12 protein-coding genes are annotated in these 12,662 nt (G+C 69.8%); 4 read left to right on the forward strand and 8 right to left on the reverse strand.

Annotated features, from left to right (window positions below):
• The first annotated feature begins 184 nt into the window (after window positions 1-184).
• Entirely contained in the window at window positions 185-1,291 is a 1,107-nt protein-coding gene (gene ku, locus IEX89_RS22975; RefSeq protein WP_188915626.1) for a non-homologous end joining protein Ku, read from the forward strand.
• 10 nt (window positions 1,292-1,301) lie between these two features.
• Window positions 1,302-4,019, forward strand: a complete 2,718-nt coding sequence (gene ligD, locus IEX89_RS22980) for a DNA ligase D (protein ID WP_188915627.1) — start codon at window positions 1,302-1,304, stop codon at window positions 4,017-4,019.
• A gap of 24 nt (window positions 4,020-4,043) precedes the next feature.
• On the opposite strand, the gene IEX89_RS22985 is transcribed toward ligD, so the two are convergent.
• The 8 genes from IEX89_RS22985 to coxB all read right to left on the reverse strand — a co-directional run bounded on the left by IEX89_RS22985 (window position 4,044) and on the right by coxB (window position 10,853).
• On the reverse strand, window positions 4,044-4,817 hold the full coding sequence (locus IEX89_RS22985) for an SURF1 family protein (RefSeq protein WP_188915628.1): 774 nt from the start codon (window positions 4,815-4,817) through the stop codon (window positions 4,044-4,046).
• A gap of 11 nt (window positions 4,818-4,828) precedes the next feature.
• The gene (locus tag IEX89_RS22990) at window positions 4,829-5,206 is read right to left on the reverse strand and encodes a DUF983 domain-containing protein (protein ID WP_188915629.1); all 378 of its coding nucleotides are present in this window, start codon (window positions 5,204-5,206) and stop codon (window positions 4,829-4,831) included.
• Between the two features lie 85 nt (window positions 5,207-5,291).
• Window positions 5,292-6,137 carry a cytochrome c oxidase subunit 3 gene (locus IEX89_RS22995; protein WP_188915630.1) on the reverse strand — a complete coding sequence of 282 codons (846 nt, stop codon included), beginning with the start codon at window positions 6,135-6,137 and terminating at the stop codon, window positions 5,292-5,294.
• A gap of 64 nt (window positions 6,138-6,201) precedes the next feature.
• On the reverse strand, window positions 6,202-6,834 hold the full coding sequence (locus tag IEX89_RS23000; RefSeq protein ID WP_188915631.1) for a cytochrome c oxidase assembly protein: 633 nt from the start codon (window positions 6,832-6,834) through the stop codon (window positions 6,202-6,204).
• 31 nt (window positions 6,835-6,865) lie between these two features.
• Window positions 6,866-7,060 carry a cytochrome c oxidase system small membrane protein gene (locus tag IEX89_RS23005; protein WP_188915632.1) on the reverse strand — a complete coding sequence of 65 codons (195 nt, stop codon included), beginning with the start codon at window positions 7,058-7,060 and terminating at the stop codon, window positions 6,866-6,868.
• A complete protein-coding gene (locus IEX89_RS23010) occupies window positions 7,060-8,037 on the reverse strand; it encodes a heme o synthase (protein WP_188915633.1) in 978 nt (325 codons plus the stop codon). The genes IEX89_RS23005 and IEX89_RS23010 overlap by 1 nt, the downstream gene beginning before the upstream one ends.
• 208 nt (window positions 8,038-8,245) lie before the next feature.
• A complete protein-coding gene (ctaD, locus tag IEX89_RS23015) occupies window positions 8,246-9,862 on the reverse strand; it encodes a cytochrome c oxidase subunit I (RefSeq protein ID WP_188915634.1) in 1,617 nt (538 codons plus the stop codon).
• 109 nt (window positions 9,863-9,971) lie between these two features.
• The gene (gene coxB / locus IEX89_RS23020; protein WP_188915635.1) at window positions 9,972-10,853 is read right to left on the reverse strand and encodes a cytochrome c oxidase subunit II; all 882 of its coding nucleotides are present in this window, start codon (window positions 10,851-10,853) and stop codon (window positions 9,972-9,974) included.
• A 410-nt stretch (window positions 10,854-11,263) separates the two neighbouring features.
• Between coxB and IEX89_RS23025 the strand changes: the two genes are divergently transcribed.
• Together IEX89_RS23025 and IEX89_RS23030 are read left to right on the forward strand one after the other, a co-directional pair.
• Window positions 11,264-11,878, forward strand: a complete 615-nt coding sequence (locus tag IEX89_RS23025; RefSeq protein WP_188915636.1) for an invasion associated locus B family protein — start codon at window positions 11,264-11,266, stop codon at window positions 11,876-11,878.
• Between the two features lie 82 nt (window positions 11,879-11,960).
• Window positions 11,961-12,536, forward strand: a complete 576-nt coding sequence (locus IEX89_RS23030; RefSeq protein ID WP_188915637.1) for a hypothetical protein — start codon at window positions 11,961-11,963, stop codon at window positions 12,534-12,536.
• Window positions 12,537-12,662 lie beyond the last annotated feature (126 nt).

Consider the following 12,662-nt stretch of genomic DNA (forward strand, 5'->3'; position numbering starts at 1 on the left):
GAGGAAGCCGGGCGCCCCTCGACGTGATCGACCGACTTTCGTCGGTCGCGTGCACGTATTCCAGAGTCTTCGTGCCCTCGGAACGACTCGCGCAGAGTCACGTTCGATTCGCTCCCGGAGTCGAACGACTCCGGCGCGAGTCTCTGGGACTCGCGAATGCGGGGTCCGACCGGGAGATAGACTCATGGCAGCGCGCGCCATCTGGAAAGGTTACTTGAAGCTGTCCTTGGTGTCCTGCGCCGTGGCGCTCTATCCCGCCGCGACCTCGTCGTCGAAGGTGCGCTTCAACACCCTCAATCGCGAGACCGGCAACAGGGTGAAGCGGGTCTACGTCGATGCGGAGACCGGTGATCCGGTGGAGCCGGAAGATCAGGTCAAGGGATACAAGGTCGGCAAGAACGAATACATCCAGATCGAGGACGAGGAAATCGACGCGCTCAAGCTCGAGTCCACGCACACGATCGACATCGAGACCTTCGTGCCGCGCAAGGAAGTGGACGAGCGCTATCTCGACAGTCCCTATTACCTCGTGCCCGACGACCGCGTGGCGCAGGAAGCCTTCGCCGTCATCCGCGATGCGATCCGCGAGAAGAAGATGGCGGCCATCGGCCGCGTGGTGATGGCGCGCCGCGAGCGCCTGATCCTGCTCGAGGCCCTCGACGACGGGCTGATGGGCACGACCTTGCATTACGCCTACGAGATCCGCGGCGAAAGCGAGGTGTTCGAGGACATTCCGGACGTGTCCTACCCCAAGGAGGTGAAGGACCTCGCGCTGCACATCGTCGAGACCAAGACCGGGCATTTCGAGCCCGAGACCTTCGAGGACCGCTACGAGAACGCCCTCGTCGACATGATCAAGGCGAAGCAGGCGGGCGCCAAGGACCTGCCGGCGCCCAAGGCCCGCGAGCCGTCGAACGTCGTCAACCTGATGGACGCGCTCAAGCGCTCGCTGGCGGCCGAGGGCGGCGGCGAGAGAGCGGGCAAGTCGGCGGCGAAGTCTTCGGGTAAGGCGTCCGGCAAGGGCGGGTCGACGCGGGCGGCGGCCAAGAGCAGCGGCAAGGGCGCCGTGAAGACCAGCGCCGCGCCGGAAGCCGACGACGACGAGGAGGAGACGCCCGCGCGCAAGGCCACGAGCAAGACGACAGGCAAGACGTCGGCGAAGACGTCCGCATCGTCCAAGTCCAAGTCCAAGTCCAAGTCTCCAGAGAGCAAGCCTTCGGAGAGCAAATCCTCGAGGAGCAAATCCTCCGCCACGAAGCAACCGGCTGCGAAGCAGCGCAAGGCGAGCTGAGGCGGCGCCGATGCCGCGACGGGCGACGAAGCAGGCGGCGGCGTCCGCTCCCGCCGAGCGTGGGGCGGACGCGCTCGCGCGCTATCGCGAGAAGCGCGATTTCGCCGCGACGCCGGAGCCGCGCGGGCGCGGTGCCGCGGGTCGCCGGGGCGCGCCGAAGAAGCCGGCGCCCGCGCGGCTTCGCTTCTGCGTGCAGAAGCACGCGGCGCGGCGCCTGCATTACGACCTGCGCCTCGAGCTCGACGGCGTCCTCCTCTCCTGGGCCGTCACTCGTGGCCCGAGCCTCGTGCCCGGCGAGAAGCGCCTCGCGGTCCACACCGAGGACCACCCGCTCGACTACCTCACGTTCGAGGGCCTGATCCCGGAGGGCTCCTACGGCGGCGGCGCCATGATCGTGTGGGACGAGGGCACCTGGGAGCCCGAGGGCGATCCTGCCGAGGGCATGCGCCGCGGCCGCCTCACCTTTCGCCTGGAGGGCGAGCGCCTCGCCGGACGCTGGCACCTGGTGCGCACCGGCGCCGGCAAGGAGCGCCGGGCGAGCACGAAGGAGAACTGGCTCCTCCTGAAATCCGACGACGAGGCGGCCCGCGCCGCCGGGGATGCGGACATCCTGGCCGAGGCGGACACCTCCGTTCGCTCAGGCCGCACGATCGAGGATTTGAAGAGCGAGGGCGTCAGGCGCGCGGACTGGGACGAGAAGCAGGCCGACCCGAAGGCGAAGCCGTCCGCGCGCACGACGTCATCCACGAAGGCGAAGGCGGCGAGAGCGGCGAAAGAGAAGCCGGCTGCCGACCCGCGCGCCGCGCTCGACCCCGCGACCGTGACGGGCGCGAAGCGGGGAAAGCTCCCCCCCTTCGTGGAGCCCTGCCTCGCCACCCTTTCCGAGGTCGCGCCCACGGGCGAAGCGTGGCTGCACGAGATCAAGTTCGACGGCTACCGGATCCAGGCCCGCATCGCGAACGGGCGCGCGACGCTCCTCACCCGCAAGGGCCTCGACTGGACCTCGAAGTTCGAGCCCCTGGCGCACGCGCTATCCCAGATCGTGCCCGGCAGCGCCGTGGTCGACGGTGAGGCGGTGGTCGAGGATACCCGCGGCGTCTCCGACTTCGGCGCGCTGCAGGCGGCCCTGAAGGCGGGGGACACGGGCTGCGTGGTCTACCACGCCTTTGACCTCCTCCATCTCGACGGCGTCGACCTGACGGGCGCGCCGCTCGCGGAGCGCAAGCGCCTCCTCGCCCTCCTCCTCGACGACGCGCCGGCGGGCGGGGCCGTGCGCCTGTCGGAGCACATTCCGGGCAACGGCGAGGCGATGAAGCGCCACGCCTGCCGCATCGGGCTCGAAGGCATCGTCTCCAAGCGCGCGGATCGGCCCTACCGCTCCGGGCGGGGCGAGGATTGGCGCAAGACGAAGTGCTCCGCGCGCCAGGAATTCGTGATCGCTGGCTACGTGCCGGCGACGAACCGGCGCAAGGCCGTGGGCTCGCTCGTGCTCGGCGTCTACGAGGGCACGGACCTCGTCCATGTCGGGCGCGTCGGCACGGGCTTCACGGAGGCGGACGCCAAGGCGCTCCACGACGCCATCGAGGCGGTCCACGCCGACGCGCCGCCCTTCGCCGCGCCGCTGCCGCGCGCCGCCGCGGCCAAGGTTCGCTGGGCGAGGCCCGCGCTCGTCGCCGAGATCGAGCTGCGCGGCTGGACGGCGGACGGGCTGTTGCGGCATGCCTCCTACAAGGGCCTGCGCGAGGACAAGGACCCGCGCGAGGCAACGCGGGAGGCGCCGCCGGCGGACGAAACGAGCGCGGCGAAGAAGACGAGGGCGAGAACGGTGGCGCAGGACCCCTATGCCGGCATCAGGCTGACGAGCCCGGACCGCGTGCTCTGGGAGGGTCAGGGCATCACCAAGCAGGGGCTGGCCGACTATTGTGCCGAGATCGCCGACTGGATCCTGCCGCAGATCGCGAACCGCCCGCTGGCGCTGATCCGCTGCCCCGCGGGGTCGCAGAAGGAATGCTTCTTCGCCAAGCACCCTTGGGCGGGGCTCGACGAGGCGGTGCTCACCCCCACGATCGGGGACGATGCGATCGTCGCCATCCGCGACCTGCGCGGGCTCATGAGCCTCGTCCAGTTCGGCACGCTGGAGATCCACCCCTGGGGCTCCACCCTCGACGATCCGGAGCGGCCGGACCGCCTGGTCTTCGACCTCGATCCCGGCGAGGGCGTCGGCTTTCCCGAGATCGTGGATGCGGCGCGCACCGTGCGCGAGCGCCTCGCGGCGGACGGGCTGGAAAGCGTCGTCAAGACGACCGGCGGCAAGGGGCTGCACGTCGTCGTGCCCCTCGTGCCGAAGGCGGGCTGGGACGAGGCCAAGGCGTACGCGGCGGGGCTCGCGGCCGCGATGGCGAAGGACGAGCCCGCCCGCTTCACCGACACGCTGGCGAAGAAGGCGCGCACGGGCCGGATCTTCGTCGACTACTTGCGCAACGGCCGCGGCGCCACCGCCGTCGCCGCCTATTCCACCCGTGCCCGTCCCGGCGCGCCCGTGGCGACGCCGCTCGCCTGGGAGGAGCTCGGCCCCGAGATCGCGCCGGACCATTATTCGGTGACGGACATCCCCATCCGGCTAGCCCATCTCACGCGCGACCCGTGGGCGGGCCTCGACGCGGTGAAGCAGACGCTGCCGAAAGCAAAGACTTCGTCGAAGGCGAAGCCGCGCCGCAAGCCCGGCTGAGGCGGCGCTCTGCGCCGCGCGCCCTCACAGCTCTTGGCCGCGCACCCACTTCCACGAGAAGACCGTGAACACCACCGCGAGCACGGCGGCGAGGCCGAACCAGGTGAAGGCGTATTGCAGGTGGTTGTTGGGCGGCTCGAGAACGGTCGCGCCGCCGCGCGGCCAGGCGTCAGCCGGGGCCGCTTCGTCGCGCACCGCGTCGACGTAGAAGGGCGCCACGCGCTCGAGCCCGCGCGCCTGCGCAATGGCGTCCAGATCGCGCGTGAACCATTGCCCCGCGGCGGGATCGTTGTCGGGCACGAAGGGCGGCTGCTCCTCGCTGGCGCGAACCAGGCCCTCGACGGTGACGGCGCCTTCGGGCTCGGCGGCCTCCTCCAGCAGCGGCGTGGGGACGAAGCCGCGGTTGACGACGACGATCGCCCCGGTCTCGAGCCGCAACGGCGTGAGGAGGTAATAGCCTTGCAGCGGCTGCCCGCGCGTCTCGCCCGGCAGGAGGCCGTGCACGGCGATCTCCTCGTCGAGGAGGTACTCGCCCGAGACGACGACGCGGCGATATTCCTGGTCGTCGCGGGAGAACGTCCCCCACGCGCTCTCGGGCAGGATCTCGCCCGGCTCGCCGTAGGCCCGGGCCTCGATCTGCGCGATCAGGCCCTCCTTCCAGGCGAGGCGCTGGAGCTGCCAGGTGCCGAGCCCGACCAGGATCGCCAGCGACACGAGGGTGGCGATGCCCGCCATGATCAGCGCGCGCCAGCGCGGGCGCGGCGTGCCGGTCTCCTCGCGCAGCGTCTGCGTGGCCATGGCGCCCTCCCTCACTCGCTCTCCAGCCGGCCTTCCTCGGCCCTGTGGTGATATTGGAGCGCGATCATGATGCCCTTGAGAGGGCGGATCGTCGCGAGGCTCGCGATCGCGGTGAGCGGGAACCACAAAGCGACGTGCAGCCAGATCGGCGGCGTGTAGGCGAATTCGACCCACAGCGCGAGGCCCACCACGAGGAAGCCCACGATGAACATCACGAACACGGCCGGCCCGTCGGCCGCGTCGGCGAAGCCGTAGTCGAGATCGCAGACCTCGCAGCGCTGCCGCACGGTGAGGAAGCCGTCGAACATGTGTCCCTCGCCGCAGCGCGGGCACGCGCCCTTGAAGCCGGTGGGGATCGGTGGCGGCTCGGTTCCGGGGCGATGGGCCATGCCGAGAACGACCTTTCTCTCTGTCATAAAACGCAGAAGGGCGGCGAAGCCGCCGCCCTTCATATGGGGATGATGGGGCCCGGCGTCAGTGGCCGCCGTAGCCGTAGACGTAGATCGCCGCGAACAGGAACAGCCACACCACGTCGACGAAGTGCCAGTACCAGGCGGCGAACTCGAAGCCGAGATGCTGCTTCGTGGTGAAGTGGCCGAGATAGACGCGCCACAGGCACACGGCGAGGAAGATCGTCCCGATCACGACGTGCGCCCCGTGGAAGCCCGTCGCCATGAAGAAGGTCGCGCCGTAGATGTGGCCCGAGAACTCGAAATGCGCGTGGCTGTACTCGTAGATCTGCAGGAACGTGAAGAGCACGCCCAGGATCACCGTGAGCCACAAAGCCCACTTGAGGCCCTGGCGATCGTCCTCGAGCAGCGCGTGGTGCGCCCAGGTCACCGTCGTGCCCGACGTCAGGAGCACGAGCGTGCCGAAGAGCGGCAGGTGCCAGGGGTCGAACGTCTCGATGCCCGCCGGCGGCCAGGCGCCGCCCGTCAGCTCGGTGCGCAGGAACTGGTTCTCGGCGGCGGGGAAGAGCGCCACGTCGAAATAGGCCCAGAACCAGGCGACGAAGAACATCACCTCGGAGGCGATGAACATGATCATGCCGTAGCGGTGGTGCAGCTGCACCACGCGGGTGTGGTCGCCGTGATTGGCTTCCTTGATCACGTCCATCCACCACGCGGCCATGGTGTAGAGGACGCCGATCAGGCCCAGCCCGAAGATCAGGCCGCCGATCTGCAGGCCTGCGATCGGCATGTCGCGGATGAAGGTGATGAACCCGACCGCGAGGACGAAGGCGCTGAGCGAGCCGATGAACGGCCACGGGCTCGGGTCGACGAGGTGGTAGTCGTGCTTCTTGGCGTGAGCGTCGGCCATGGCTCTCTAGGTCTCCGGTGCCTCTCTCGCGTCCCCCTCGCTCGGAGGACGTCCCGCGTCGCTGTCAGAGGGTGGGCGGCGTTACCGTGGGGACGGGCGCCGCCGCGTTGGTGATCGGCTCGCCGCCCTCGAGCGGCTCCCCGTTCTTGGACGGAAAGTAGGTGTAGGACAAGGTGATCGTGGAGATGTCCCGCGCGGCGGGGTCGTCCACGATCGCCGGGTCGATGTAGAACATCACGGCGGAATCCATCGTCTCGCCGGCGGCCAGCGTGTTCTCCGTGAAGCAGAAGCATTGCAGCTTGACGAAGTACTGCCCCGCGACGGCCGGCGTGACGTTGAAGGTCGCGACCCCCGCCCGCGGCTCCTCGGCCGGATTGGAGACGCGGTAGAACACCGTCTGCGTCTCGCCGATGCGCACCTCGACCTGCGGCGCCTCGGCGGCGAAGCGCCAGCCGAGATCGCGCGAGACGTTGGCGTCGAAGCGCACCTTCACGGTCTCGTCGAGGATCGTGCCCGCCTCCGCCGTGCCGACGATCGGCGTGCCGCCGAAGCCGGTGATGCGGCAGAACAGGTCGTAGAGCGGCACGGAGGCGTAGGCGAGGCCGATCATGCCCGCGACCACGCTCACGCAGGTCACGACCGTGCGGCGCACGGCGCGGGCCTGGGTGGCGTCGTTCGTCTCGGTCGTCTGCGTCATGGGAACACCTCCCTCGTCACGTCAGGACACCTCACATCGGCCGGTCGAGCACGCCGGGGCCCATCTTGACGATGGTCACGGCGTAGAAGAGCGCGACGAGCGCCGCCAGCACGACGGCGAGGGCGATGGAGCGCCCGCGCCGGCGCTTGCGGAAGGCCTCCGCCTCCCGCTCCGCCGGCGTCGGCTCGCGGCCGGTCGCCTCGCCGTTCTCGCCCGCCTTCGCCATCACGCGAGCCCCGGGAGAACGAGCGCGGGCACCGCGCTGTAGAGCCCGAGCGCGTGCTCGGCGAGGAGCACGGCGAACAGGATGAAGAGGTGGAGGATGGTGAAGCCGAAGAGCCGCTGCGCGGCCTTGGCGGCCTCCTCCCCCTCGCGGATGCGGTAGACGCGCCAGGCGAGGCCGAGCATGGCGAACGCCGTCGCGCCGCCGACGATCGTGTAGACGAGCCCGCCGAAGCCGAGCGGGATCGGCAGGAGCGTCACCGGCACGAAGACGAGCGTGTAGAGCCAGATCTGCCGGCGCGTCTCGTCGGGGCCGGCGACGTTGGGCAGCATGGGCACGCCCGCGCGAGCGTAGTCGCCGGACTTGACCAGCGCCAGCGCCCAGAAATGCGGCGGCGTCCACAGGAAGATGATGGCGAAGAGCACCAGCGTCTCGATGCCGAGCGAGCCCGTCACGGCGGCATCCGCCACCATGGGCGGGAAGGCGCCGGCCGCGCCGCCGATGACGATGTTCTGCGGCGTCGCGCGCTTGAGCCACATCGAGTACACGACGGCGTAGAAAAAGATCGTGAAGGCGAGGAAGCCGGCGGCGAGCCAGTTCGCCACGAGGCCGAGCGTCAGCACCGAGCCGATCGACAGGGTCAGCCCGAAGGCGAGCGCCTCGCCGCCGGTGACGCGGCCCGCGGGGATCGGGCGCTGCGCCGTGCGGGTCATCACCGCGTCGATGTCCGCGTCCCACCACATGTTGAGCGCGCCGGACGCGCCCGCGCCCACGGCGATGGCCAAGAGCGAGGCGAAGGCGACGATCGGGTGGACCGCGCTCTCGACGACGACCATGCCGACGAGCGCCGTGAACACGACGAGGAACATCACCCGCGGCTTGAGCAGCGCCAGGTAGTCGCCGGCCTCCGCCGTCGAGCCGCCGATGGCGGTCGGCAGGACGGGCGCCTGGGGCGCGGGTTCGTGGGTCATCACGGTCATGAGATCGTGCGTCGTCTCTCTCGTGGGGCCGTCGCCCGCGGCGGCGTAGCCGGCGGCGGCGTGCCCCGTCTCATGGGCTCGATCCGCGCGGGCGTCCGCGCGGATCGCGAAGGGGAGGCTCGGGGGAAAGCCCCTCCCCGGAACGCCGGCAGCGTGCGGCGCTCCGGGGAGGAGCCGGGCGGCTTGTGTCGCCCGGCCCGGATCCATGTCAGTGGCGGGTGTCCGCGATCTTCGGCAGCTCTTCGAACTGGTGGAAGGGCGGGGGAGAGGACAGGGTCCACTCCAGCGTCGTCGCACCCTCGCCCCACGGATTGGCGCCGGCGACTTCCTTGCGGCGGAAGGCCGTGACGACCCCGTAGAGGAAGACGAGGAGACCGACCGCGAAGATGTAGGAGCCGATCGAGGAGACCAGGTTCCAGCCCGCGAAGGCGTCCGGATAGTCCGCGTAGCGGCGCGGCATGCCGGCCAGCCCGAGGAAGTGCATCGGGAAGAACAGCACGTTGGCGCCGATGAAGGCGATCCAGAAGTGCAGCTTGCCGATCCATTCCGGCATGACGTAGCCGGTCATCTTCGGGAACCAGTAGTACACGCCCGCGAAGATGATGAAAACGGCACCCAGCGACAGCACGTAGTGGAAGTGCGCCACGACGTAGTAGGTGTCGTGCATGTAGCGGTCGATGGAGGCGTTGGCGAGCACGACGCCGGTGACGCCGCCCACCGTGAACAGGAAGATGAAGCCCACCGCCCACTGCATGGCCGCGGTGAAGCGGATCGAGCCGCCCCACATCGTCGCGATCCAGGAGAAGATCTTGATGCCGGTGGGGACCGCGATCACCATCGTCGCGAACACGAAGTAGGCCTGCGTCTGCAGCGAGAGGCCGACGGTGTACATGTGGTGCGCCCACACGACGAAGCCGACGACGCCGATGGCGACCATGGCGTAGGCCATGCCGAGATAGCCGAAGATGGGCTTCCTCGAGAACGTCGCGATGATGTGCGACACGATCCCGAAGGCCGGCAGGATCATGATGTACACCTCGGGGTGCCCGAAGAACCAGAACAGGTGCTGGTAGAGAATCGGGTCGCCGCCGCCGGCGGGATCGAAGAACGTCGTGCCGAAATTGCGGTCCGTCAGCAGCATGGTGATCGCGCCGGCGAGAACCGGGAGCGCGAGCAGCAGCAGGAAGGCGGTGACCAGCATCGACCAGGCGAAGAGCGGCATCTTGTGCAGCGTCATGCCCGGGGCGCGCATGTTCAGGATCGTGGTGATGAAGTTGATCGCGCCCAGGATCGAGGCCGCGCCGGCGAGGTGCAGCGACAGGATCGCGAAGTCGAGCGCCGGGCCGGGGTGACCCATCGTCGACAGCGGCGGATACACCGTCCAGCCGCCGCCGAAGCCGAGCGAGCCGGGCGCGCCCTCGACGAAGAGGGAGAGCACGAGCAGGCAGAAGGCCGCGACCGTGAGCCAGAAGGAGATGTTGTTCATGCGCGGGAACGCCATGTCCGGCGCACCGATCATGATCGGCACGAACCAGTTGCCGAATCCGCCGATGAGGGCGGGCATCACCATGAAGAACACCATGATGAGGCCGTGGCCGGTCACGAACACGTTGTAGGTCTGCGGGTTCGTGAAGAACTGCATCCCGGGCTCCTGGAGCTCCAGGCGAATCCCGATGGACAAGGCGCCGCCGACCAGACCCGCGATGAACGCGAAGATCAGGTACATCGTGCCGATGTCCTTGTGGTTCGTGGAGTAGATCCAGCGCCGCCATCCGGTGGGATGGTCGTGCGCGCCCTCGTGCGCGGCGTGGGTCGCGGTAGCCATGGCGTCTAAACCCTCTTCGGCCCCTGCCGGGCCGGTCTCTGGCGTGTCGACGGATCGTCGGCGGCGCGGGGGGAGGCGCGCCGCCGAAAAGCTCAGCGGAGCGGCGCGATCAGCGCGCCGTCTCCTCGATGGTGGCGGCGACGCGGGTCGCGCCGTATTCGGTGGAGGCGAAGCGCGTCTGCGCTTCGGCGAGCCAGGAGGCGTACTCCTCCTGCGAGACCACGCGGATCGCGATCGGCATGAAGGCGTGGCGCGCACCGCACAGCTCGGAGCACTGGCCGTAATAGACGCCCTCGCGCTCGGCGCGGAACCAGGTCTCGTTCAGGCGGCCCGGCACGGCGTCGATCTTGAGGCCGAAGGACGGCATCGCGAAGGCGTGGAGCACGTCCGCCGAGGTGACCTGCAGCTTCACCACCTGGTCGACCGGCACGACGACCTCGTTGTCCACGGCCAGGAGCCGCGGCAGGCCGGCGGCGGCCGCCTCGTCGTCCTCGAGCATCAGCGAATCGAAGACGAAGCCGCCCTGATCCGAGGGATACTCGTAGGACCAGTACCAGGAATGGCCCGTGGCCTTCACGATCACGTCCGGCTCGGGGATCACGAGCTGCTCGCGCAGGATGCGGAAGGACGGGATGGCGATGCCGACCAGGATGAGGATCGGGATCACCGTCCAGGCGACCTCGATCATCGTGTTGTGCGAGGTCTTCGACGGCGTCGGGTTCTTGCGCTCGTTGTAGCGCACGATGACGATGAGCAGGAGCGCGCCCACGAACAGCGTGATCACGGTGATCACCCACACGAGTGCCGTGTGGAAGCCGTACATGTCCTGCGCCGTCGCCGTCACCGGCGTCTGCATCGCGATCTGCCAATCGACGGGCTGGCCGACCTGGGCGAGCGCCGCCGTCGATGCCGCCAGAGCCGTCGCACCCGCGAGGGCCGCGGCGAGCGTCCGGCGAGCCGCCGTGAAGCACCTGAACTGACCAATCCGCATCGTCTACCTCGAAGCTCCTCGTGCCTCCCGCGCGCCTCGCACCCGCCTCGCGGGGGAATCTGGCGGGCCGGCTGGCGTGCGCGGTGGATTTGATCCACGTCAAAATCACAATAGGGTGACGGACGCAACGCCTCCGTCGTCGCAGCCTCACGCGACTTTCGCCGTGCTTTCGCCGCTCACACCCGAGAAGATGGGTCTCGAGCCCGCGGTGCCCACACGGGCGCGTCCTCCCGCCGCGCGGCGGGAGGACCCGGTCCGACGCCGCCGCGGCGCCCGCGATCGGCTTTCTTGACAAAGCGTCGCGCCGGTGTTCGGGAAGGGGTGAGGCCGCGGGAACACATGCCGTTTCCTGCAGGTGTCGCGAGACCATCCGGAGCGCCGCGCGCCTCCGCGAGATGAAGGACCCGTCCATGGCCGGCAGCGTCTTCGCCGTTTCGAGCGCCTCCGCCCGCGCAGGCGCCGAGCGCCCCCGCGGTCGCCGCTCCCTGCGCGGCCTTGTCGCAGGGATCGCGGCGGCCGCGCTCGCCGCTCTCCTGGGAACGACGGGCCTCGCCCCGCAGGCGGCGGCGCAGGGCGTCGTGCGCGGCACCTACGGCGATTGGCAGCAGCGCTGCGAGACGCCGGCGGGCGCCCAGGCCGAGCAATGCGCCATCGTGCAGAACGTCGCAGCCGAGGATCGGCCCAACGTCACGCTCCTCGTCATCGTGCTCGCCACCGCCGACACCAACCAGACGCTCCTGCGGGTCGTCGCGCCGCTGGGCGTGCTGCTGCCCGCCGGCCTCGGCCTGCGCGTCGACGGCACGGACGTCGGCTCGGCCGGCTTCGTGCGCTGCCTGCCCACGGGCTGCGTCGCCGAGGTGATCATGGACCAGGCGCTCATCGACCTCCTCGCCGGCGGGGAGGAGGCGACCTTCATCATCTTCCAGACGCCGGAGGAGGGGATCGGCATCCCGGTCTCGCTCGACGGCTTCGCGGAAGGCTTCGCGACGCTCCCGGAGAGCGACGCCGCCCCCGCGCCGCAATGACGGCTCTTCTCGACACCCGGCCCGCGCCCCGCTAGAGCTTGAGCGCATCTTGGTAACGTCACGCGTGAGGGGGGCAGTCGCCGTGTCCGGGCATCGTGGTATCGCAGCCAGCGCGGGGCTCGCCGCGCTCCTGGCGCTCTCGGGCTGCAGCTCCGTCTCAGGCGGCGGCGGGCCGTTCTCGGGCCTGTTCGGCGGCGGGGCGCCGGAGCCCGTCGAGAGCGCGCAGGCGACGACCTTCGAGGATTTCGTCGGGTCGGACCCCGTCGCCTGCCCGGCGCCGGAGGTGATCCAGGGCGCGCCCGCCTTCCGCGCCTATCGCGGGGGGCGCGCGGGCTCGAACCAGGACCTGCGCTACCAGATCTCGATCTTCGACCTCGCCCGCGAATGCGTGGCGACGCCCGAGGGGCAGAACCGCATCAAGCTCGGCGTGCAGGGCCGCGTCCTCATCGGGCCGGCGGGCGCGCCCGGCAGCTTCACCGCGCCGGTGCGCATTCGCGTGCGCACCACCTCGACGGTCTACGAGGACGTGAGCCGACGCGTCAGCGTCACCGTGCCCGCCGGCCAGACCATCGGCGATTTCGTCCTCGTCGAGGAAGGCCTCGAGGTGCCGCTCTCCATCGGCGACAATTTCATCATCGAGGCGGGAATCGAGGGCTGAGCGGGCGCGCGCTCCTCAGATCGGCCGCAAATCGGGCGCAGGGCTCGCTCGAGGCGGGATGGGCGAGACCACACGCTTGCGCGTCCCGCCCGCCCGCTTTACCAACCTCAAGGAAAGAGCGGCCGT

Source organism: Salinarimonas ramus (assembly GCF_014645695.1).
Lineage (GTDB): Bacteria > Pseudomonadota > Alphaproteobacteria > Rhizobiales > Beijerinckiaceae > Salinarimonas > Salinarimonas ramus.